At 64.2% G+C, this 22,385-nt stretch carries 20 protein-coding genes, 1 tRNA gene and 2 pseudogenes; 6 read left to right on the top strand and 17 right to left on the bottom strand.

The window, feature by feature from the left end; genetic code table 11:
- Positions 1 to 101: 101 nt before the first annotated feature.
- The 3 genes from yihA to CK218_RS07210 all read right to left on the bottom strand — a co-directional run bounded on the left by yihA (position 102) and on the right by CK218_RS07210 (position 1,819).
- Entirely contained in the window at positions 102 to 737 is a 636-nt protein-coding gene (gene yihA / locus CK218_RS07220) for a ribosome biogenesis GTP-binding protein YihA/YsxC (RefSeq protein ID WP_095827545.1), read from the bottom strand.
- Between the two features lie 32 nt (positions 738 to 769).
- Positions 770 to 1,408 carry a CatB-related O-acetyltransferase gene (locus CK218_RS07215; RefSeq protein ID WP_095827544.1) on the bottom strand — a complete coding sequence of 213 codons (639 nt, stop codon included), beginning with the start codon at positions 1,406 to 1,408 and terminating at the stop codon, positions 770 to 772.
- Between the two features lie 96 nt (positions 1,409 to 1,504).
- Positions 1,505 to 1,819 (bottom strand): hypothetical protein, encoded by a 315-nt coding sequence (locus CK218_RS07210; RefSeq protein WP_095825578.1) that lies wholly within the window; start codon positions 1,817 to 1,819, stop codon positions 1,505 to 1,507.
- Between the two features lie 35 nt (positions 1,820 to 1,854).
- Here CK218_RS07210 and CK218_RS07205 point away from each other — a divergent pair, with 35 nt between their 5' ends.
- The 3 genes and pseudogenes from CK218_RS07205 (at position 1,855) to CK218_RS07195 (ending at position 5,057) form a co-directional block, all read left to right on the top strand.
- A complete protein-coding gene (locus CK218_RS07205; protein WP_245434941.1) occupies positions 1,855 to 2,241 on the top strand; it encodes a hypothetical protein in 387 nt (128 codons plus the stop codon).
- A complete protein-coding gene (locus tag CK218_RS07200; RefSeq protein WP_095827294.1) occupies positions 2,234 to 3,526 on the top strand; it encodes an HlyD family secretion protein in 1,293 nt (430 codons plus the stop codon). The genes CK218_RS07205 and CK218_RS07200 overlap by 8 nt, the downstream gene beginning before the upstream one ends.
- Positions 3,523 to 5,057, top strand: a pseudogene (locus CK218_RS07195) (DHA2 family efflux MFS transporter permease subunit). Before CK218_RS07200 ends, CK218_RS07195 begins: the two are co-directional and overlap by 4 nt.
- A gap of 348 nt (positions 5,058 to 5,405) precedes the next feature.
- Here the strand turns inward: CK218_RS07195 and yidC are convergent.
- The 3 genes from yidC to rpmH are packed head-to-tail and all read right to left on the bottom strand — an operon-like array spanning position 5,406 to position 7,742.
- A complete protein-coding gene (gene yidC / locus CK218_RS07190) occupies positions 5,406 to 7,223 on the bottom strand; it encodes a membrane protein insertase YidC (protein ID WP_095827293.1) in 1,818 nt (605 codons plus the stop codon).
- A 14-nt stretch (positions 7,224 to 7,237) separates the two neighbouring features.
- Complete coding sequence (gene rnpA, locus CK218_RS07185) at positions 7,238 to 7,591, bottom strand: ribonuclease P protein component (protein ID WP_067323826.1); 354 nt, start codon at positions 7,589 to 7,591, stop codon at positions 7,238 to 7,240.
- 16 nt (positions 7,592 to 7,607) lie between these two features.
- A complete protein-coding gene (rpmH, locus tag CK218_RS07180) occupies positions 7,608 to 7,742 on the bottom strand; it encodes a 50S ribosomal protein L34 (protein ID WP_008833937.1) in 135 nt (44 codons plus the stop codon).
- A gap of 255 nt (positions 7,743 to 7,997) precedes the next feature.
- On the opposite strand from rpmH, the gene CK218_RS07175 reads away from it, so the two are divergent.
- Both CK218_RS07175 and CK218_RS07170 read left to right on the top strand, forming a co-directional pair.
- Positions 7,998 to 9,491, top strand: coding sequence for a HAMP domain-containing sensor histidine kinase (locus CK218_RS07175; RefSeq protein ID WP_067002984.1), 1,494 nt, complete (start codon positions 7,998 to 8,000; stop codon positions 9,489 to 9,491).
- A 202-nt stretch (positions 9,492 to 9,693) separates the two neighbouring features.
- Positions 9,694 to 9,770 (top strand) — tRNA-Arg (locus CK218_RS07170).
- Positions 9,771 to 10,001: 231 nt separating this feature from the next.
- Here the strand turns inward: CK218_RS07170 and CK218_RS07165 are convergent.
- The 7 genes and pseudogenes from CK218_RS07165 to CK218_RS07140 form a co-directional block, all read right to left on the bottom strand.
- Positions 10,002 to 11,195, bottom strand: coding sequence for a caspase domain-containing protein (locus tag CK218_RS07165; RefSeq protein WP_095827292.1), 1,194 nt, complete (start codon positions 11,193 to 11,195; stop codon positions 10,002 to 10,004).
- Positions 11,196 to 11,433: 238 nt separating this feature from the next.
- Complete coding sequence (locus CK218_RS31365) at positions 11,434 to 11,700, bottom strand: FAD-binding protein (protein WP_280950819.1); 267 nt, start codon at positions 11,698 to 11,700, stop codon at positions 11,434 to 11,436.
- A gap of 73 nt (positions 11,701 to 11,773) precedes the next feature.
- Positions 11,774 to 13,090, bottom strand: a pseudogene (locus CK218_RS07160) (FAD-binding dehydrogenase); the annotation flags it as partial.
- Between the two features lie 32 nt (positions 13,091 to 13,122).
- Positions 13,123 to 14,109 (bottom strand): Gfo/Idh/MocA family oxidoreductase, encoded by a 987-nt coding sequence (locus CK218_RS07155; protein WP_095782104.1) that lies wholly within the window; start codon positions 14,107 to 14,109, stop codon positions 13,123 to 13,125.
- Positions 14,110 to 14,376: 267 nt separating this feature from the next.
- A complete protein-coding gene (locus CK218_RS07150; protein WP_067003284.1) occupies positions 14,377 to 14,952 on the bottom strand; it encodes a YceI family protein in 576 nt (191 codons plus the stop codon).
- Positions 14,953 to 15,019: 67 nt separating this feature from the next.
- A complete protein-coding gene (locus CK218_RS07145; protein WP_067002971.1) occupies positions 15,020 to 15,592 on the bottom strand; it encodes a cytochrome b in 573 nt (190 codons plus the stop codon).
- A 64-nt stretch (positions 15,593 to 15,656) separates the two neighbouring features.
- Positions 15,657 to 16,547, bottom strand: a complete 891-nt coding sequence (locus CK218_RS07140) for a LysR family transcriptional regulator (RefSeq protein WP_067002968.1) — start codon at positions 16,545 to 16,547, stop codon at positions 15,657 to 15,659.
- 96 nt (positions 16,548 to 16,643) lie between these two features.
- Between CK218_RS07140 and CK218_RS07135 the strand changes: the two genes are divergently transcribed.
- Positions 16,644 to 17,639: an aldo/keto reductase gene (locus CK218_RS07135; RefSeq protein WP_095827291.1), complete on the top strand. Its 996-nt coding sequence runs from the start codon at positions 16,644 to 16,646 to the stop codon at positions 17,637 to 17,639.
- Positions 17,640 to 17,720: 81 nt separating this feature from the next.
- Here CK218_RS07135 and CK218_RS07130 read toward each other — a convergent pair whose 3' ends face one another.
- The 4 genes from CK218_RS07130 to pheS are packed head-to-tail and all read right to left on the bottom strand — an operon-like array spanning position 17,721 to position 22,257.
- The gene (locus CK218_RS07130) at positions 17,721 to 18,323 is read right to left on the bottom strand and encodes a nucleotidyltransferase family protein (protein ID WP_095827290.1); all 603 of its coding nucleotides are present in this window, start codon (positions 18,321 to 18,323) and stop codon (positions 17,721 to 17,723) included.
- 39 nt (positions 18,324 to 18,362) lie between these two features.
- Positions 18,363 to 20,771 (bottom strand): phenylalanine--tRNA ligase subunit beta, encoded by a 2,409-nt coding sequence (gene pheT / locus CK218_RS07125; protein ID WP_095827289.1) that lies wholly within the window; start codon positions 20,769 to 20,771, stop codon positions 18,363 to 18,365.
- A complete protein-coding gene (locus CK218_RS07120; protein WP_095827288.1) occupies positions 20,768 to 21,208 on the bottom strand; it encodes a GFA family protein in 441 nt (146 codons plus the stop codon). Before CK218_RS07120 ends, pheT begins: the two co-directional genes overlap by 4 nt.
- On the bottom strand, positions 21,205 to 22,257 hold the full coding sequence (gene pheS / locus CK218_RS07115) for a phenylalanine--tRNA ligase subunit alpha (protein ID WP_245322440.1): 1,053 nt from the start codon (positions 22,255 to 22,257) through the stop codon (positions 21,205 to 21,207). Before pheS ends, CK218_RS07120 begins: the two co-directional genes overlap by 4 nt.
- Positions 22,258 to 22,385 lie beyond the last annotated feature (128 nt).

Genomic DNA, 22,385 nt, shown 5'->3' with positions numbered 1-22,385 from the left:
CTTGTTCGATCTGGGGCCGTCGGGGAGAGGTCAGCCGGGCGAAGCGGGGGCTGGGTCAGGGGGAGCACCATACGCGGCTGCCCTCCTAGGCGAAAAATGCGTCAGCCGCCGTTCGCCACCAAGGCGATCGCCGCGCGCAGATCCTCGAGCCCTGAGGCCTTTTCCGACGAAGTCGCGAGCACCGCCGGGAATGCCGCCGGCCGTTTCTTGATCTTGGCAAGCGTCTCCTCGATCAGCTTCGGCACGCCGGCTGCCTTGATCTTATCGGTCTTGGTCAGCACGATCTGGTAGGACACCGCCGCCTTGTCGAGCAGCGACAGCACCTCCTCGTCCTTGGCCTTGATGCCGTGCCGGGCGTCGATCAGCACATAGACGCGCTTCAGCGTGACGCGGCCCTGCAGATATTCGAAGATCAGCTTCGTCCAGGCATCGACCTTGTCCTTCGGCGCGCTGGCGTAGCCGTAGCCCGGCATGTCGACCAGCGCCATCGGCGGCAGGTCGGCGCCTTCGCCGGAGAAGCCGTCCGGCACGAAATAGTTCAGCTCCTGCGTACGTCCCGGCGTGTTGGAGGTGCGCGCCAGCCCCTTCTGGCCGACCAGCGCGTTGATCAGCGACGACTTGCCGACATTGGAGCGGCCGGCAAAGGCGATCTCCGGCGGCCCTTCCGGCGGCAGGAATTTCATCGACGGCACGCCGCGGATGAAGATCCACGCGCGGGTGAACAGCTCCGGACCTATGGCAGTTTCGCTCGTGGTTTTATCCGGCGCGTTCAAACGGCGGCCTCCAGCTTGGCAATATCGGCGCCGCGAATGGCGTTGAGGTTGCGGCTGACCTTGTCGACCGGCCAGTTCCACCAGGCCGCTTTCAAAAGCCGTCGCACCGTGAACTCATCGAAGCGCATCTTCACCACCTTGGCCGCATTGCCGGCGACGATCGCATAGGGCGGCACGTCGTGCGTGACAACCGATTTCGCGGCGACGATCGCGCCATGGCCGATCTCGATGCCCGGCATGATCACCGCATCCATGCCGATCCACACGTCATTGCCGACGATCGTGTCGCCGCGGATCTCTTTCGACCAGGTCTCGGGGTCAAAACCTTCCTCCCAGCCATGGCCAAAAATATTGAACGGATAGGTGGAGAAGCCGGACATGGCGTGATTGGCGCCGTTCATGATGAAGCGGGCACCCTCGGCGATGGCGCAGAATTTGCCGATGATCAGCCTGTCGCCGATGAAGGGATAGTGGTGCAGCACGCACCTCTCGGCGAATTTGTCCGGGCCGTCGGGATCGTCGTAATAGGTGAAGTCGCCGATCTCGATGTTCGGCGCATTGACCAGCGGCTTCAGGTAGCCGACGCGCGGATGCATCGCAATGGGATGCTTGATGTTGGGGTTGGGTCCGGTCATCGCGGTCAGTCCGTAGTTGGCAGGCACGAGGCGGCGCCCTGGCGACGCTGTCTCCCGATCAAACTACCGTGATCCGGCTGCAGCACCAACCCGCGCTCAGCGGCTGCCGCGACAGATCACGATCGGGTTGGAAAGCGCGCTGTCGAAACCGCTGCCCTGATAGACCTGGACGTTGGAGGCGCCGGGCGGCAGCGTGAAACTGCCGTCGACCACTTTCTGGTCGCCGGCCGAGGTGTGCAGGGCCCAGCTATAGGTGCAGAACTGCGGCGGAGCCTTGGGTTGCACGTGGCTGCAGTTGAGCTGCGCGCCGCCGAGCATTGCCGCGCCGCCGCAACTCACCGCTTCCTTGGCGGCGGCCGGAAACGCGCATGTCAGCAGGGCAGCCACGGTCGCGATCCTGAGCCGGTTCATCTTCATTCTTCGTGCGTGCATCTGCCGGCCTTCAGTTGCGCCACGTCGGCGCGACATTTGCTCCAGGCGGCTTAGCCGGTCTTGCACACCGCGTCCAGCAGGATTATGTGCATGATGATAATAAGCATGCTCACGAAGACCTGTCTGCCGACTCCGAAGTTCCTCCCATGCCTTCCTCGCTCACCAGCAGCTTCGTGCTGCACGACGTCGCGCGCCTGCCCGGAAAGCGCTTCGAGCAGCGCTCGCGCCGCTCGGGCCAGACCCGCGGGCATTGGCAGGTGCGGCCCTATCTGTCTCGACAGGAAGGCATTCACCTTTTCGCGGAGGCGCGGCAGCAGCTGCAAACACTTTGTCTGATCAAATCCAATCTGTTCGAGGCCTGCGCCCAGCCGGCTGTCGACCGGGAGAAAGTCCATGTCTGAACCAGCCTCACCACGCAAGCCCGCCGAAGGCGACAATGCCGACGACAGAAGCAGCGACCAGGTCATTCGCCTTGACAGCCAGCGCGAGCAAAGGCGTGCCGCCAATCCGGCGATCGAAAACGATGAGCTGGAAGCGCCTGTCGCGCCGGAACCCGCTGCGCTCGAAGCACCCTCGGCCCAGCCGAAGCCGGCCGCCGTGACGATAGCTTCGCCGGCCCGAGCCAAGCCCCGGCGCAGCCTGACCCGGCCCGTCCTGTTTGCGCTGCTTCCGGTGGCGCTGGCGGTCGGCGGCTATTACTACGTCGTCGGCGGTCAGGTCATGACCACCGACAATGCCTATATCCAGGCGCAGTCGCTCGGCGTCTCCACCGATGTTTCCGGCACCGTGCAGGAGATCGACGTGCATGACAACGAGGCGGTTAAGCAGGGCCAGGTGCTCTTCCGCTTGCGGCCGGCCTCGTTCGAGACGGCGCTGGCCGGCGCTCAGGCGCAACTCGGCACGGTGCGCAACCAGGTGTTGACCTTGCAGGCGAGCTACCAGCAATCGCTGGCGCAGATCGCCCAGGCCGAGGCCGACATCCCCTATTACGAGTCGGCCTTCCAGCGTCAGCAGGATCTGCTCAAGACCTCAACCGCCTCGAAGGCGACTTTCGACAGCGCCCAGCACGATCTCATCGCCGCCCGGCAGAAAGTCATCGTCGCCAAGGCGCAGGCGCAGGCAACGCTCGCCCAGCTCGGCGGCGACGCCGACCAGCCGGTCGAGAAGAACCCCTTCTACCTGCAGGCCCAATCGGCGCTGGATGATGCCCAGCGCAATCTCGGCGATTCCGTCGTCAAGGCGCCGTTCGACGGCGTCGTTACCAATGTCGATGCGCTGCAGGTCGGCAAGTACCTTCCCGCCTCGCAGCCGGCCTTCAGCCTGGTCTCGTCGACCGACATCTGTATCGCCGCCGAGCCGAAGGAAACCGAGCTCACTTATGTCCGGCCGGGGCAAAAGGCGACGATCAGCATCGATGGCTATCCGGGCGAGGTCTGGCATGGCGAGGTCGGCAGCATCAGCCCGGCCTCGTCCTCGAGCTTCTCGCTGCTTCCGGCGCAGAACACCAGCGGCAACTGGGTCAAGGTCGTGCAGCGCATTCCGATGCGGGTGACGATCGACGACCCGCAAGGCAAGCCGCCGCTGCGCGGGGGCATGAGCGCGGTTGTCAGCATAGACACCGGCCATGCCCGCGGCCTGCCCGATTTCGTGACCGACCTCTTCAAGCGGTTTGAGCAAAAGTCATGAGCACCGCCGCCACGGGCACGCCTGCGGTCGCCAATCGCGGAGCCATCACCGCCTGCGTCATCCTGGCGGTCATCATGCAGGCGCTGGACACCACCATTGCCAATGTGGCGCTGCCCAGGGCAGCGTGTCGGCGAGCGCCGACCAGATCAACTGGGTGCTCACTTCCTATATCGTCGCCGCGGCGGTGATGACGCCGCCTTCGGGCTATCTTGCCAACCGCTTCGGCCGCAAGCGCATCCTGCTGGTCGCCATCACCGGCTTCGTCGTCGCCTCGGTGCTGTGCGGCTTTGCCCAGTCGCTGCCGCAGATCGTCGGCTTTCGGCTGCTTCAAGGCCTGTTCGGCGCCGCCCTTGTACCGCTGTCCCAGAGTATCCTGCTGGACATCTACAGCGTCGAGGAGCGCGGTTCGGCCATGGCGCTGTTCGGCGTCTCGGTGATGGTCGGCCCGGTGCTTGGGCCCGTCATCGGCGGCTGGCTGACCGAGAATGTTTCCTGGCGCTGGGTCTTCTACATCAACGTGCCGATCGGCGTGCTGGCTTTCGCCGGCGTCTCGATGTTCGTGCAGGAGACCAAGCTCGACCTCAAGGCCCGGCTCGACTGGTTGGGTTTCGGCATGCTCAGCCTCGCCATCGCTTCGCTGCAGATGTTCCTCGACCGCGGCGAGCAGCTCAACTGGTTCTCCTCGTCCGAGATCATCGTCGAGGCGCTGGTCTGCGCGTCGGCCTTCTATATCTTCATCGTCCACACCTTCACCGCCCGCGACACCTTCGTGAACCCGCGGCTGTTCCTCGACCGGAATTTCGCGGTCGGCATGGTGTTCATCTTCATCATAGGCATCACCTATCTCGCCTCGCTGGCGCTGATGACGCCCTACCTGCAAACGCTGATGGGCTATCCCGTGGTGACCGCCGGCATCGTCATGGGGCCGCGCGGCCTAGGCACCATGGCCTGCATGTTCCTTGTCGGCCGGCTGGTCGGCAAGGTCGACACGCGCTGGCTGCTGTTCACGGGGCTCGCGGTCACCGCCTGGGCGATGTACGACATGACCGGCTGGACCCCGGACGTTTCGCAATGGACGATCATCCGCACCGGCTTCATCCAGGGCGCCGGCTTAGGCTTCCTGTTCGTGCCGCTCACCACCATCACCTTCGCCACGCTGGCGCCGGAACGGCGCGCTGAAGGGACGGGCCTCTACAATCTGTCGCGCAACATCGGCTCCAGCGTCGGCATCTCGGTCGTCACCGCGCTTCTGACGCAGAACCAGCAGATCAACCATGCCAACATCGCCGACTATGTGACGCCCTATAATCCGGCGTTCGGCGATCCGGCGATCGCGCAGGCGCTGAGCCCTTACACCGCCGCCGGCCGCGCCGCGCTCGACGGGCTGGTCACCCTGCAGGCAACGATCATCAGCTATGTCGACGACTTCGAGCTGATGATGTTGCTCTCGCTCGCCGCCATCCCGCTTGTGCTTCTGCTGCGCAAGCCTGGCACACCGACCAAGGTCGACCACAGCGCCGTCATGGAGTGAGCTGGTGCATGTCGCCCAAAAGCGTGGAGCGGTTTTGGGAAAACGACACTGCACTAAAACAAAGTCCCTAAAGCGCGTCGCGCTTTAGGAGGAAAAACCGGGGTCCCCCCGCGGGACCCCGGCCTGCCGGACGGCCTTCCCAACACCGGCGTCGCTGCGCCGGAAGCCGTCGCGGCTTTTGGGGAGGACCGGGGAAGCTACGAGGCAGGCCATGCCGCAGTTTCGCGGGGGCAGGCCAAATTCCGAAAGACGGCTGCGCGAAGTTCTGTCCGGAGCGCCATAGGGCAAGCCGCCAACGAAAAAACCCCGGTCATGCCGGGGTTTTTGGCGTTAGGGCCGGGGTGCCGTCTATTCCGCCGGCGATGGTTTCTTGCGGAACATCGCCGCCAGATTGTCCCACAACTCGATCTTGGCGCCCTGGCGCTTCATGATCACGCCCTGCTGCAGGATCGAGAGCAGGTTGTTCCAGGCCCAGTAGATGACGAGGCCGGCCGGGAAGGAACCCATCATGAAGGTGAAGAGGACCGGCATCCAGGTGAACACCGCGGCCTGCGTCGGGTCCGGCGGCGTCGGGTTCATGCGCATCTGCAGGAACATGGTGATGCCCATCACGACCGCCCAGGCGCCCATATGCGGGAGGAAGGCCGGCGGCGCGAAGGGCAGCAGGCCGAACAGGTTGAACACCGAGGTCGGATCGGGCGCCGCGAGGTCGTGGATCCAGCCGAAGAACGGCGCGTGCCGCATCTCGATGGTGATGTAGAGCACCTTGTAGAGCGAGAAGAAGACCGGGATCTGCAGCGCCACCGGCCAGCAGCCGGCCAACGGATTGATCTTTTCCGTCTTGTAGAGCTCCATCATCGCCTGCTGCTGCTTCATCTTGTCGTCCGCGTATTTCTCGCGGATTTCCAGCATCTTCGGCTGCACCTTCTTCATGTTCGCCATCGACGCGTAGGACTTGTTGGCCAGCGGGAAGAAGATGGCCTTGACGATGACGGTCGTGGCCAGGATCGCTAGGCCGAAATTGCCGAAGAATTTGTAGAGCGTGTCGATCAGCCAGAACATCGGCTTGGTGATAAAATAGAACCAGCCCCAATCGATCAGCAGGTTGAACTGGCGAATGTGGCGGTCAGCCTCATAGGAGTTGATCTTGGCGACTTCCTTGGCGCCGGCAAACACTTCGGTTTCGATGGTCGCGGACTGGCCGGCCTCGATGTTGATCGGATCAGTGAGGAAGTCGGATTGGTAGCGATGGCGCCCGTCCTCGAAATAGCCGTAGCGCGGCTGGAAGGGCTGCTTTTCGGTCGGCACCATGGTGACGGCCCAGTACTTGTCGGTGATGCCGAGCCAGCCGTCGGTCGACTTGCCTGGCTTGACTTCCTTGTCCTTCTCGATGGCGGCGTATTTGTATTCCGTCAGCCCCTCGGTGCCAGTAACGCCGATCAGGCCTTCATGCAGCACATAAGTGCTGGCGACCGCCGGCTTGTCGTAGCGCGTGACGCGACCGTAGTTGAACAGGCTGACGGCAGCGCTTCCCGAATTCTGCACGGTGTCCGAAACGGTGAACATATAATCGTTGTCGACCGAGATGGTGCGCTTGAAGGTCAGGCCCTTGTCGTTGGTGTAGGTCAGCGTCACCGGCGTCGACGGGGTCAGCGTCGGATTGCCCTCAACGCTCCACACCGTGTCGGAACTCGGCACCGCGCCGGTCTTGTCGGTGCCGACGAACCCGATCTCGGCGAAATAGCCGGTCGGTAGCGCCTGCGGATTGAGGAGTTGGATCTCGGGCGAATTCTTGTCGACCGTCTCGGTGTAATGCTTGAGCTTGAGGTCGTCCAAGCGAGCGCCGGTGAGGTTGATCGAGCCCTCGAGGCTCGGCGTGTCGATCTTGATGCGCTTGGTCGCGGCAACAGCCTGGTCGCGGCTCTCTACAGTGACTGTCTCGCCGCCAGGTGCGGTCGGGATGGCGCCCGGAGCCGGCGCCGGCGTCCCGGCCGCGCCCGGATTGGTCCCCTGCGCTTCCTTCTTCTGCGCCTCGACGCGCTGCTGCTCGATGCGGGCCTGCTCGCGTTGCTGCTCCATCTTGGGGTTCATGTAGAACACCTGCCAGAGCGTCAGGATCAGCACCGACAGCGCGATGGTGATGAAGAAATTGCGGTTGTTTTCCATCGAAAGCCCTTGGCCTATCGTGTTCCGCGCAGCCGGCGGGAAAGCTCGGCCTTCAACTGGCCGAACGGAATGGCAAGCACGTCTTCGCGCCCGACGATGACATAGTCACTGCCGGGCGCCATGTCATCGGCGGCATGCGTTCGCACGGCTTCTCTCAGCCGCCGCCGGACGCGGTTGCGCACCACGGCGTTGCCGACCTTCTTGGTCACGGTGTAGCCGACGCGTGGCGCACAATCGTCGCCCCGGTCGAGAACCTCGACGAGAAAAAGCCGCCCGCGGCGCTTCTCGCCGCCGCGCACAGCCATGAAATCCGCGCGTTTCAGAAGCCGCCCGGGAGTTTTCCCCTTTGGCTTGCCGGTTGCGGGCAACGATCTCGTCTTTCGTTCAGGCGCTGAGCCGCTTGCGGCCACGGTTGCGGCGGGCTGCGACGACGCCGCGGCCACCCTTGGTGGCCATGCGGGCACGGAAACCGTGCCGGCGCTTGCGGACGAGTTTGGACGGTTGGTAGGTACGCTTCATTTGTTTTAATACCGCGGCGTGCGGCCCTTCTTGATTCTGTCACTCTGTAACAGGAGCTTTGCCGGGCCGGTTTTAGGCGCGATCGAAACCGCGCCGGGACGGAAGGCCCGAGCGTGAGCGGGCTTATAGGAAGAAGGATTTTGGAAGTCAATCCAGCCCGTCCAGAGGCATTTTTTCACTGGCCGGCGGCGAAATTGGCAAAAAAGCCGCAAATCGCATAATCTTGCTCGATCAAGCCTTCGTGAAAACCGCGTCATGACAAGTGAAGTCCTGTCAACGGATGAAAAGCCACGCCCCGCGGCGGCAAGCTCGCCGCGCCGGGTGCCGCTGTCGCGCGGTCTGTCGACCAAGCTTCTGCTTCTCACCATCGTCTTCGTGCTGCTCGCCGAAATCCTGATCTTCCTGCCCTGGATCGCCAGCTACCGGGTGAACTGGCTGAAGGAGCGGCTGAGCACCTCCGCCGCGGTGTCGATCGTGTTGCTGCAGGGCGAGCCCAACTCCCTGTCGCACACCGCCCAGAACGACGTGCTGATGGCGATCGGCGCCAAGGCGATCGCGGTGCGCGACGGCGGCGTCTCGCGGCTGCTGGTCGTGGCCGACATGCCGCCGAAGGTCGACGAGCATATCGACATTGCCAATGTCGGCCTGGTCAACGGCATGACAGGCGCGCTGGAAACGTTGTTCGCCGGCGGAAACCGGATGCTGCGCGTCTTCGGCCCAGTCGGCGACAGCGACAAGGAATTCGAGCTGATCATGCCGGACTACAGTCTGCGCAACGCCATGCTCAGATATTCGCGCAACGTCGCCGTCGTCTCGCTGCTGATCTCGCTGTTCACCGCCATGCTCGTCTATGCGGCGATCGATCTGATCATGATCGGCCCGATCCGCACCATGACGCGCTCGATCCTGTCCTTCTCCGAGGCGCCGGACGATCCCGGCCGCATAATTTGCCCGACGGAGCGTGCCGACGAGATCGGCGTCGCCGAGCGCGAGTTGTCGCAGATGCAGGATCGGCTGCAAAAAATGCTCGCCGAGCAGAAGCACCTCGCCAATCTCGGGCTTGCCGTGTCCAAGATCAACCACGACATGCGCAACATCCTGGCTTCCGCGCAGCTCATGTCGGACCGGTTGCGCCAGGTGAAGGATCCGACCGTGCAGTCCTTCGCGCCGAAGCTCCTGCGCGCGCTCGACCGCGCCGTCGCCTATTCGGAGGGCGTGCTTGCCTATGGCCGCACACAGGAGCCGGCGCCGTCGCGCCGCCGCTTGCGGCTGCGCCAGCTGGTCGACGACGTGCACGGCCTGCTCGACATCGAGGAGGGCATCGAATTCATCAATGCCGTCGAGCTCACCTTCGAAGTCGACGCCGATTCCGACCAGCTCTTCCGCGTGCTCACCAATCTGTGCCGCAACTCGGTGCAGGCAATGGCGGCGGACACGGAGAGCGCGGTGGTGCGCCGGCTCGCCGTCTCGGCCGAGCGCTTGGGCAGCGTCAGCCGCATCACCGTCAGCGACACCGGCCCCGGCCTCCCGCCCAAGGCGCGCGAAAACCTGTTCGCCGCCTTCCGCGGCTCGGCGCGCAGCGGCGGCACCGGCCTTGGCCTGGCGATCGCCCATGAGCTGATCCGCGCCCATGGCGGCACGGTGGAGCTGGTCGAATCGATCGGCGGCCGCACGGTCTTCGCCGTCACCATCCCCGACCAGCCGGTGCGGCTCGATCAGGCCCGCAACGGCCTGCGCCGCCCGGCTTGACCGTGGCAGGCCAGGGAAGACGTTCCCGCTTCGGAGTTCCGCGAAGCAAAGACCCCGGTCGGAATGTGATCCTGTAAACGCCTGCGACAAAACTTTTGCCGGGCCGGCTTGCTTTTCCGAAATTCAGTCGTTAGGGAACACTCCACATCGCGGCCGGCGTCTCGACCGGATCGCGGGGCTTGTGTCTCACACGGCCTGATGCGCGCCCGTAGCTCAGCTGGATAGAGCACCAGACTACGAATCTGGGGGTCAGGAGTTCGAATCTCTTCGGGCGCGCCAATTAATCAAACTGAACTCCCGCGCATTTGCCTCGCCGGCCGAAGCAGTCGCTGGCTGCCTACGCTCACGCGGCGAGGTTCACGTGGCGTATTAATCCACGATCCTGATCGGGTCGGCAGTGGTACCCGAGCGTTCTTGAGTTCAGCTTTTTTCATGCACCCTTGCTCGTCTCCAGCCGCAGTCGGCGGCGCGGCCTAAGTCCCACCGCGCGCAAGGCAGTCATCGGCGTTACTAACCCCCTAGCTGTTGCAGCTTGCGACAGGCACGCCTTGCGCCTTCACGGCATCTCTGGCGACACCTCTCCTTGTTGCCATCCCTGCATCGCCCCACGGATTCCGGTTTAGCTGGTGCGCTCGTTTTTGCCGAACGATTGGAAGGTTCATCGACAGGCAACGACACTTGCGGCTTGCGACTGACTTTCTTTGGCAGGATCTTTTTGCGTGGCGGCGTAGGTGCTTGGAACTTGGCAATTCGGCTCTTTGCAATTTCGACGAATGCACCATTCGGAAATGCCGCTAGATAAGCACGATACATCGAGACATCGGATGTATCCTTGATTGATTTCCAGAATTCAAGCTCTGCCGCCGCGTTGATGTCTGGCTGATAGGCGTCTGCCGAAGACGGACTAGACGCGGCATCCGGGTTGAATGAGAATCCCGGCTCCACCAGGGACGAGTTGCTCCAGGGAACCTGCTTCCCAGAAGTCGCGTTCATGACGTCCAACCGGACGCGACGCATGAGAATTTCAATGTCGATCGAAGGAGTCTTTATCCGCTTCACAAGAGAGTCTGCAAACGGACTATGATTGACGGCTCCATCGAGAGCCACGTTGCCGGGTTGTGTTGCAAAGCCGATAAAGACTCCCCTGCCAGCATCCAAGGCTCCCAGCCCCTTTCCTATGGCAAGGCCGCGACTTTGACCCGGTCCACTCAATTGCTTAACGAAAGGATTGTCCCGACAGGCATCGAGAAGGACGATTGCGATATTTTCCTCGGCCGTCATGGCGGCGATGATGTCTTGCAGGCGCTCAGCCTCCAGAGCCAAGTCGGCCGGACGTTGAAGGGCGGCGTCAACCGGCAATAGGTAGTTCTCCCCGTTCGCTTGGAGCCCGTGTCCGGCGAAGTAAAAAAGCGAGACGTCACCCGGCCGCAAGTTTCGCCTGAATTTTCCGATGAGTTCCCTGAACGTTGATGCGTCGGTATCCAATCCAAGGGTGACGTCGAAGCCCGTCTCTTGCAAAACTCGGGAGATGGCATTCGCATCATTTACCCCGTTGGGAAGCGATGACGCAAAACGGTAGGCCGAGTTACCGATTACGAGCGCATATCTATGGCTGCGTTGACCGATCTGGGTCTCAGAGGAGGCCGGTGTCGACAAGCCGGCCAGCAAAAGAAGGCACGCGCACAACAAACAAACCTTGGACATTGCGACCTTCCCGAGTAACGGAGAATATTAGCATCCGTTAAAGCGCGTGGGTACCCGTTGTAAGGGCCATCTTGCTTGGGGTAGAGGCCAAACTTGCCGGAGGCCGCTTGGTATGAGGTCTCCGTGCATCGTCAACGCCCTTTCCGGCATCGACTTCAAGCAACATCAAACCCCGAATGAGGCCGCAGCATACAAGGTGGGCCGAGCTCACGAGCTTTTGGCAACACCGTTCGATCGCTCAGCCGACCGCCTTCGTCGCCGCCCTTCCGGCGCTGCGTCCGGAAAAGATGCAGCCGCCGAGGAAGGTGCCTTCGAGCGCCGCATAGCCGTGCACGCCGCCGCCGCCGAAGCCGGCGACCTCGCCCACCGCGTAGAGACCAGGCACCGGCTCGCCCGCCGCGTCGAGCACGCGGCTGTCGAGATCGGTCTGCAAGCCGCCCAGCGTTTTGCGGGTGAGGATGTTGAGGCGGACCGCAATCAACGGGCCGTTCGCCGGATCGAGCATCTTGTGCGGCTTTGCGGTGCGGATCAGCCTGTCGCCGAGATAAGCGCGCGCGCCGCGCAGCGCGGTGACCTGCGCATCCTTGGAGAAACGGGTTGTCGAGCTGCATGTCGCGGGCGCGGATCTCGCGTTCGACCTGCGCCACATCGAGCAGCGGCTCGCCGGCCAGCCCGTTCATCCGCGCCACCAGCTTCGAAAGGTTGGCCTCGACGATCAAATCCTCACCCTTTTCCATGAAGGCTTTCACCGGGCCGGGAATGCCCGACGTGGCGCGGCCAAGCACCTGCCGCCAGCTCTTGCCGGTGAGGTCCGGATTCTGCTCCGAGCCCGACAGCGCGAACTCCTTCTGGATGATCTTCTTCGTCAGGATGAACCACGAATAATCGAAGCCGGTGCTCATGATATGGCTGAGCGTGGCTAAAGTGTCGAAGCCTGGGAAAAGCGGCACCGGCAGCCGTCTGCCGCGCGCGTCGAGCCATAGCGAAGAGGGACCCGGCAGGATACGTATGGCGTGATCGGTCCAGACCGGCGCCCAATTCTTGATCCCCTCGACATAGTGCCACATGCGGTCGCGGTTGATGACCCTCCCGCCCGCTGCTTCGGCAATTGCCAGCATGCGGCCGTCGACATGGTCCGGCACGCCGGTGATCATCCGCTTCGGCGTCGCGCCGAGACGCTGCGGCCAGTTCTTACGCACCAGCTCGTGGTTGCCGCCGATGCCGCCGGAAGCGACGATCACGACCTGGGCGTGGAGCTCGAAATCCCCGGCCACGTTGCGCGAGCTCCTGCGTCCACGCTCGACCGTGCTTGGCTCCAGCACGTCGCCGCGCACCCCGGTCACCGTCTTCCCGGTCCGCGTGATCTCGTTGACCCGGTAGCGAAACTTGAACTCGACGAGCCCACGCTTCTGCGCCTCGCGCACGCGCAGCACGAAGGGCTCCAGCACGCCGGGCCCGGTGCCCCAGGTGATGTGGAAGCGCGGCACCGAATTGCCGTGGCCGCTGGCAGTGCCGCCGCCGCGCTCGGCCCAGCCGACGACGGGGAAGAATTTCAACCCGCGCTCGATCAGCCAGGAGCGCTTCTCGCCCGCCGCGAAGCCGAGATAGGCTTCAGCCCATTTGCGCGGCCAAAAATCCTCAGGGCGGTCGAAGGCGGCGGTGCCCATCCAGTCTGCGAGCGCGAGGTCGTGGGAATCGCGGATGCGCATGCGCCGCTGCTCGGGCGAGTCGACCAGGAAGAGCCCGCCGAACGACCAGAAGGCCTGGCCGCCCAGCGATTGCTCGGGCTCCTGGTCGACGATGATGATTTTCTTGCCGGCCTCGGCAAGTTCTGTCGCGGCGACGAGGCCTGCCAGCCCCGCGCCGACAATGATGACATCCGCGTCGTCAGCCATCTTCGTTCCCCCCAGCGCCTTCCGACGGCCTGTCAGACGGGCTCCCAGCCGTCCTTGTCGCCGGCGCGGAAGATGGCGTCGATGACCTTCTGGTTGAGGACCGATTCCTCCAGCGTGAAGACACGCTCCTTGCCGCCCTGGGCCGCGCGTACGAAGGCCTCGCATTCCAGCCGGTACTGCTGGGTGCCTGGGAAGCGGAACACCTGCGCTTCGGTGTGGTTCTGGTTGTGCAATTCGATGCGATGGTGGTCGTAGAGCCCGGCATTGAACGGGCCAAAGACCTCGATGAAACCCTTCTCGCCGTGGAACACCATCACCTGTCGCGCCGCCATCTGCGTCGACAGGTAGAAGGACAGTTCGAAGTCGCCGAAATCCGCGCGGATCGAGGAATAGATGTCGGTGCCGAAGGTCTTGTCGCGCTCGATGGTGGCTTGCACGCGGACCGGTTCCTTGCCGGTCGAGAAGCGCGTCGACACGGTCGGATAGACGCCGATGTCGGGCAGCGCGCCGCCGCCGAGATCGAGCTGGTTGCGCATGTTGGTGGGATCGACATTGTAATAGGAAAACGCGCCCTGGACGTGGCGCAGCCGGCCGATCGCGCCGCTGGCGATCAGGTCGCGCACCTTGATCCACTGCGGGTGGTAGACGACCATGAAGGCCTCGCAGACCAGCACGTTCTTCTCGTCGCGCAGCTTGATCAGCGGCGGGATGTCCTTGGCGTCGAGCGCAAGAGGCTTCTCGACCAGCACATGTTTTCCCGCCTCGATTGCCTTCGCCGTCCATTCGACATGCTGCGAGGTCGGCAGCGGAATATAGACGCCGTCGACCTCCTTGGAAGCGAGCAGTTCCTCATAGGAGCCGAAGGCATGGCGGGCGCCAAAACGCTCGCCCAGGGCGCGAGCCTTCGCCAGATCGCGGCTGGCGATCGCCGACAGCACGCCGTTCTCAGAATCCACGATCGCCGGCAAAAGCTGCTCGCGGCCGATCTTGGCCGTCGACAGAACACCCCATCGGAACATCATGCTTCTCCATGTCGGTTACGTCGATGGAGGTGTGCCCCAATTCCGGAGAAAAGCCAATCGCAGACGCGGGCCACAAAGCGCCTTCGTCATCCTCGGGCTTGATCCGAGGATCCATTCCGTGACCTATGACGTAAAGTGCAGGGATGCAGAATTCTGTAACCGTTGCAACGCCTTAGCGTCACGGCATGGATCCTAGGGTCTGCGCGCGTCGCTTCGCTCCTTGCTCCGCCCTAGGATGACGAACCCGAGGATGCGCGACCAGAGCTAACCCCTTCTCCCCGTCAGGGTCATGTCGAAGTCGACGACGTTGGAATAGATCGGCGTGCCGACATCCATGCCGTAGCGCGATCTGAGCACCTTGCCGGTGACATGGAACTTGATGGTTCCTGACTTCAGCCCATCGAGCTCGGCCGTGAACTTTTCCGAAAACGTCTTGCCGCGCGCCGTCAGCCGGCCGGTGACCACGGCGGTGGTCTCGCCGGTGCGGGTCACGTTTGTCGAGCGGAACTGGATCTCCGGATTGTTGGCGCTGTCGAAGACGGCGTCGGAACGCAGGAAAGCATCGATGCGGCCCTGGCCGGTGCCGACGCTTTCCGGAAAGATCGTGAGGTTGACCTTCGAGCGCCCGACATCGGCATTGTCGATGCGGATCGTGCCCTTGAAGCGGCCGAAGGCGCCGCCGAAGCCGCCACCGCCGGCCTTGCCGATGGTGAAGCGGATCGAGGAGCCCGCCGGGCTGATCGTATAGCTGCCGGCGGCGTCACTGAGCGCCACCGCGGCGCAAACCGGCGCGGCAAGGCAAGCGGCAAAGGCCGCCAATCCGAGGATGCGCGCATGCATCGACATCTTTCCTATCCTGAACCAGCGCATTGCTGTCTTCCCGCCACCAACGAACGGGCGGCCCGCCCTATTCCCGGGCTGACGAAGGCGTGATTATGCGCGTGAGCACGCTGTCGCGCAGCAGGAAATGGTGGCGCATCGCAGCAAGGATATGCAACGCGACCAGCGCGATGCCGGCATAGGCAAGATACCAATGCGCGGCCGACCAGAAGCTTTCCGCGGCGTCGGATTCGGCGAGCGGCAGGTCGGGCATGACGAACTGGTTGAACGGCATCGTCGGGATTTCCAGCGTCGAGACCGAGACCAGCGCCCAGCCGGAGAGCGGCAGCGCAACCTGGAAGGCGTAAAGCGCGAAATGCGCCAGCGGCGCTGCCTTGCGCTCCAATGTTCCCACCGAAGGCGGGAGTGCTGGCGCCGCATCGCCGACACGCCAGGCGATGCGCAGGATGACCAGCCCAAGCAGCAGGAAGCCGAAGGACTTATGCAGCTGGATCAGCTCGAAGGATGTCCGCTGGCTGTCGATCCGCATCATCACGAAGCCGAGCACGAACTGGCCGATGAAGATGATGCCGATCAGCCAGTGAAGGATGATCATCGCCCAGCCATAGCGGGTAGCGGTGTTGGTGATGGACGATTGCATGGTCGAAAAACGTCGCTGAAATCACCTTTCTTCCAGCCCTCCCCACAAGCGGAACGGAGGAGCCCTACCCGCTCACCTTGAAGAAATCGACGAAGGCCCGCAACGCCGGCCGCATCTGGCGGCGGCTTGGGTAGTAGACGAAGAAGCCGTCGAAAGCGGGGCACCAGTCCTCCAGCACGCGGATCAGCCGGCCATCGGCGAGCGGCGCCTTCACATAGTCCTGGAAGACGAAGGCGAGCCCGGCGCCGTCGATCGCCGCCTGGGCGATCAGATGGTCCTCGTCGAGGATCAGCGGCCCTTGTGCGGCGATCTCGATTTCCTCGCCGTCCTTCTCGAACTCCCAGCGGTAGAGGATGCCGCTGGAGAAGCGGAAGCGGATGCAGCGGTGATCGGCGAGATCGCATGGATGGCGCGGTTTGGGCATGGTCGCGAAGTAGGAAGGCGCGCCGACCACCGCGCCGCGGATGTTCGGCCCGATGCGCGCCGCGATCATGTCGCGCTGCAGGCTTTCGCCCAGCCTGACACCGGCGTCGAACCCACCCTCCACCACATCCGTAAAGCGGTCCTCGATCACGATCTCCAGCATGATCTCGGGATAGGCGGCCGTGAAGGCAGCGAGCCGCGGCGTCAGCACCAGATGCGCGGCGGTGCGCGGCACGCTAAGCCTGAGATTGCCAGCCGGCCGGTCGCGCGTCTCGACCGCCGTTTCCAGCGCCAGGTCGATCTCGGACAGTGCCGGCCGCAGGCGCTCCAACAGCCGCGCGCCTTCCTCGGTCGGGGCGACACTGCGCGTGCTGCGCGCCAGAAGCCGCACGCCGAGCCGCGCCTCCAGGCTCGCCACCGCATGGCTGACCGCCGACGGCGCGATGCCGAGCTCGCGGGCCGCGCCGCGGAAGCTGGCGCATTGCGCGACCGCGGCGAGAACGGCCAGCTGGGAAAGGTTCGTCCGGTTCATTGATCTATCTTATAGAGCGAGCTGTGCGAAAGAGACATGATTATCGAACGGATGCCTAGGCGCTATTTCATCTCCATCGCAACAAGGAGATGCGCCATGCAAACCCGCAAATTAGGAACTGAACTCGAAGTCTTCCCCGTCGGCCTCGGCTGCATGGGCATGAGCTTTGTCTATGGCGGACAGCCGGAGGCGGAAGCCATCGCCACGCTGCGCCGCGCCGTCGAGATCGGTGTCACCTTCTTCGATACCGCCGAAGTCTATGGCCCTTACGAGAACGAGATCCTGCTCGGCAAGGCGCTGAAGCCGGTACGCGAGAAGGTCACCATCGCCACCAAATTCGGCTTCAAGATATCCGAGCACGGTTCGGGCATCGACCGCATGATCGGCGTCGACAGCCGCCCTGAGCACGTCAAGGCGGTGGCGGAGGCCTCGCTGAAGCGGCTCGATACCGACGTCATCGACCTCTACTACCAGCATCGCGTTGACCCGAACGTGCCGATCGAGGACACGGTCGGCGCCATGGCCGAGCTGGTGCGCGAGGGTAAGGTGCGGGCGCTCGGCCTGTCGGAAGTGAGCGGCGCGACGCTGCGCCGGGCGCATGCCGTGCACCCGATCGCCGCCGTGCAGAGCGAGTATTCGCTGTGGAGCCGCGACCCCGAGGACGAGGTCTTTGCGGTCTGCCGCGAGCTCGGCATCGGCTTCGTGCCCTACAGCCCGCTCGGCCGCGGCCTGCTCACCGGCACCATCGCCAAGCCCGACGCGCTCGGCGCCGGCGACTGGCGCCTCACCCTGCCGCGCTTCCAGGCCGAGGCGATGGAAGCCAACAACGCCGTCATCGCTGTGCTGGAGAAGATGGCGGCGGAGAAGGGCGTGACATCGGCGCAACTGGCGCTCGCCTGGGTGCTGCACCAGGGCGATTTCATCGTGCCGATCCCCGGCGCGCGCAAGATCCTCCATTTGGAGCAGAACACGGCAGCCGCCGGGATCAAGCTGAGCGCCGCCGAGGTCGCGGCCATCGGCGACGCGCTGTCGCCCGATAAGGTCGTCGGCAAGCGCTACACCGAAGAGCTGCTGGCGCTGGTGAATGGTTAGACATTTCAGCTTGCTTTGAGACGCTGGCGGGACAGCGCCCCCCTCTGTCCGGCAGGACAGAGGGGGGCGCCTCGCGCTGACCTACCAAGGCACGACGCTGATCTCCGGCCAGTTCTCTCGCGCCCTCCTCCCCTTCGCCTCATGCGTCCGCTGGTTGTCCAGCACCCGGTTCGGCGTGATGCGGAACGAAAAAATGTCATCGAGCCCGAACGGTGCCACCAAATCTAGGCATCCCTCGGCATCGTACCGCACCCCAACCGCATGCGTCTTCGACGCGAAATAGCCGACCGATTCACTCGCGCTCGTGTAGCGCGGGCATGCCTGGCCGAACTTGGCCGGATACCACAGATGCACGCGTGCCTGATTTCGCACCTCCACCGGCAGCGTCAGTCCTTCGAAATGCTGCGCCGCCCGGCGGATCACCGCGTCCTCGGCCTCGTAGGAGAGATCGGTGCCGTCGAAATAGAACAGATCGACATCCTTGATGCCGTAGCCTGAGGGCCTGCCGGTGAGATGGTTCCAGATGCTGTTGTAGAGCGCGCCGGAAACCACCAGCCAGTCCGGCAACGCCAGTTCACGCACTCGCGCCAGCGTTTTGGCCAGCAGCGGGTCCGCCGCCACGATTTCGAGGAACGCCGCGCGTTGCTCCTCGAAAGGCAGGCCGGAATAGCGGAGATGGTGCATCGCCCAATGGAGGGCGATTCGCCACCTTCCGGCAATCCTTTATGCTCTCAGCACGCCGCCCGTCTGCTTGTTGACGTTCTCGACGATGCGCTTGGCCAGCGCCTCGAAATCCTCGTCGGTCAGCGTCTTTTCGACCGGCTGGATCGAGACTTCGATGGCGATCGACTTCTTGGCGGCGCCGAGCGCAGCGCCCTCGAAGACGTCGAACACCGAAACGCCGGTGACGAGCTTCTTGTCGGCGGCCAAAGCTGCCCGCACCAGCGTGCCGGCCTCGACCGTCCGGTCGACGACGAAAGCAAAATCGCGCTTCACCGCCTGGAAGGGTGAAAGCTCCAGCTTCGGCTTGGTGCGCGTCGGCTTGGCCTTCGGCTCCGGCACGGCATCGACAAAGACCTCGAAGCCGCAGAGCGGCCCGGAGGCGTCGAGCACTTCGAGCGTCTTTGGATGGAACTCGCCGAAAGTGCCGAGCACGGTCTTCGGCCCGAGCTTGATCGTGCCTGAGCGTCCAGGATGGTACCAGGTCGGGCCGCCAGGCTCGATCTGCAGCCTGTCGACCGGCGCGCCGCAGGCTTCGAGCGCCGCGATCGCATCGGCCTTCGCGTCGAAGACGCCGACCGGCCCGGCATTGCCGGCCCAGCTGCGGCCCGAGCCGTCGAGCTTGGCGGTGCCCCGCCGCACGCCCGCGGCGACGCGCCGCTGCTGGTCGGCCAAGTCGCCTTCATAGGTGCCGGACACTTCGAACAGCGCCACGTCGCCGATGCCCCGATCGGCATTGCGCTGGGCGGCGCTGATCAGCCCGGGCAGCAGCGACGGCCGCATGTCGGACATGTCGGCGGCGATCGGATTGGCGAGCTTCAGCCCGTTCTGGCCGCCGCCGAACAGCTCCGCGTGTTTCGCCGGAATGAACGACCAGGTGACCGCCTCCATCATGCCGCGCACGGCGAGCGCGCGCTTGGCGGCCCGGGTGCGCACCTGCAGCATGGTCAGGATCCTGCCGTTGACCGCGTCATGCGAGGTGAGCGGCTGCGGCGCTATGTTGTCGACGCCGTGGATGCGCATCACTTCCTCGACGAGATCGGCCTTGCCGTCGACATCCGGACGCCAGGAGGGGACCTTCACCTCGACGGCGTCACCTGAGCTGCGCGGCTCGAAGCCGAGACGGGTCAGGATGGTGAGCGCTTCTTCTCTCGGCACCTCGATGCCGGTCAGCCGCTTCACTTCCGACAGCGGGAAGGAAATGATCTTCGGCTTGTGGCCGGCATAGCCCGCCACCTCGATTTCGGTCGGCGTGCCGCCGCAGAATTCCAGCACCAGCTTGGTCGCGAGCTCGACGCCGGGCACCATGAACTCAGGGTCGACGCCGCGCTCGAAGCGGTAGCGCGCATCGCTGATGATGCCGAGGGTGCGACCGGTGCGGGCCGTCGTGATCGGGTCCCAGAGCGCCGATTCGATCAGCACGTCGGTGGTGTTCTCGTCGCAGCCCGAATGCTCGCCGCCCATGATGCCGGCAATCGATTCGATGCCGTTGTCGTCGGCGATCACGCACATCTCGGCCGTCAGCGAGTATTCGCGTCCGTCGAGCGCCAGCACCTTTTCACCGTCCCTGGCGCGGCGCACCACAAGGTTGCCGGCGACCTTCTTCGCGTCGAACACATGCAGCGGCCGGCCGCGGTCGAAGGTGACGTAGTTGGTGATGTCGACCAGCGCGCTGATCGGCCGAAGCCCGATGGCGATCAGCCGCTGCTGCAGCCATTTCGGCGACGGGCCGTTCTTCACGCCCTTCACCAGCGTCAGCGCGAAGCCGGGGCAGAGTTCCGGCGCCTCGATCTTGACCTTGACAGGGCACATGCCGTCGCCGGCATGCGGCATGATCGCGCCGCCGGTCAGCCGGCCGAGGCCGCTCGCCGCGAGGTCGCGCGCGATGCCGTAGACGCTGGTCGCATCGGGGCGGTTCGGCGTCAGGTTGATCTCGATCACCGGATCGTCGAGATGGGCGTAGGCGGCGAAGCTGGTGCCGACCGGTGCGTCTTCGGGCAGGTCGATGATGCCGGTATGCTCGTCCGAAAGCTGCAGCTCGCGTTCGGAGCACATCATGCCATGGCTCTCGACGCCTCGGATCTTGCCGACCGAAAGCGTGACGTCGATGCCGGGAATATAGGTGCCGGGCGCAGCAAAAGCGCCGACCAGGCCGGCGCGGGCGTTGGGCGCCCCGCACACCACCTGCACCGGCGGCTTGCCGTCGCCGGTATCGACCGTAAGCACCCGCAGCCGGTCGGCGTCGGGATGCTGCACGGCAGTCAGCACCTTGGCGATGACAAAGGGTTTTAGGCCCGCCTTGTCGTCGACATGTTCGACTTCGAGGCCGATCGCCGTCAGCCGCTCGACGATTTCGGCAAGCGAAGCGTCGGTCTCGAGATGGTCCTTGAGCCAGGAGAGGGTGAATTTCATGACTGTGTTCCGTAGGAAGGGCTTTGCGCGTCAGGTCTGGCCACGCTCGTCTTGAGGTGCCGCGGCAGTGAATCGGGCATATGCAGGAAGGGCAGCTGCTCGCGCACATGCGCATGCAGCGTCGGCCTGAAATAGGCAGGCATGTCCATGGCGCCGAGCGTGAAGTAAATATGGCCGGCGAGCCGCTCGTCGCTATAGGCGATCGGCGAGCCGCAAATGCCGCAGAACGAGCGCGCCACCGGGCCGTTCCGGTAGCTCTTCAGCGACTTGCCTTCGAGCGCGATCTGGTCGGCGGCGAAGCCGATAAAGGCCGACACCGGCGCGCCGCTGGCACGCCGGCAATCGCCGCAATGGCAATAGCTGATGTGGTGCGGCTCGGCCGAGGCCTGGAACCGCACGGCACCGCAGCGGCAGCCCCCGGTATGGGGAGCGGTCATGTGGAAAGGCCCCCGAACAGCGTCGGCATGTCGAGCGGCCGGAAGCCGTAATGCGTGAGCCAGCGCACGTCGGCGTCGAAAAATGCGCGCAGGTCCGGCATGCCGTATTTCAGCATGGCGATGCGGTCGATGCCCATGCCCCAGGCAAAGCCCTGGTATTCGTCGGGATCGAGCCCGCCGTAACGCAACACGTTGGGATGCACCATGCCGCAGCCCAGGATCTCCATCCAGTCGGAGCCTTCGCCGAAGCGCACTTCTCCCGGCCGCGAGCGGTCGCACTGGATGTCGACCTCGAGGCTGGGCTCGGTGAACGGAAAGAAGGACGGCCGGAAGCGCATCTTGACGCTCGGCACTTCGAAGAAGGCCTTGCAGAATTCCTCCAGCACCCACTTCATGTTGGCGATGTTGGCGGTCTTGTCGATTACCAGCCCCTCGACCTGATGGAACATCGGCGAGTGCGTTGCGTCCGAATCCTGCCGGTAGGTCTTGCCGGGGATGACGATGCGGATCGGCGGCTTCTGCTGCTCCATGGTGCGGATCTGCACGGGCGAGGTGTGCGTGCGCAAAAGCTTGCGTTCGCCCTTCTCGTCCGGCTGGAAGAAGAAGGTGTCGTGCATCTCGCGCGCGGGGTGGCCTTCCGGGAAATTGAGCGCGGTGAAATTGTAATAGTCGGTCTCGATGTCCGGGCCTTCCGCGATCGCGAAGCCGAGGTCGCCGAAGATCGCGGCGATTTCGTCGATCACCTGGCTGATCGGATGGATGCGGCCGCGCTCGGCCGGCGACTGGCGCACCGGCAGCGTGACGTCGACCGTCTCGGCGGCGAGCCGCGCCGCGATCGCCACGTCCTTCAGCTCCGACTTGCGCGCCGTCAGCGCCTCGGTGACGCGGTTCTTCAGCCCATTGATCGCCGGGCCCTTGACCTGCCGCTCCTCGGCGCTCATGGCGCCGAGCGTTTTCAGCATCTCGGAGACCGAGCCCTTCTTGCCCAGCGCCGAGACGCGCACAGCCTCGATCGCCTGCTCGTCGGCCGCGGCCGCGATGTCGGCCATCAAAGAAGCTTCAAGGGTTTCAAGATTTCCAGCAGTGGCGTTCACGGCGAAACTCTCTCGATCGGGCAACCACCGGGGTCCGGCGCGTCACCAATTTGGTTGCATCAGGCATAAGAAAAACCCGCGCC

Origin of the sequence: Mesorhizobium sp. WSM3879 (genome assembly GCF_002294915.1) — a bacterium.
Taxonomy (GTDB): Bacteria; Pseudomonadota; Alphaproteobacteria; order Rhizobiales; family Rhizobiaceae; genus Mesorhizobium.
The sequence above is the reverse complement of the archived record's forward strand: the minus strand, read 5'-3'. Positions and strand labels throughout refer to the sequence as shown.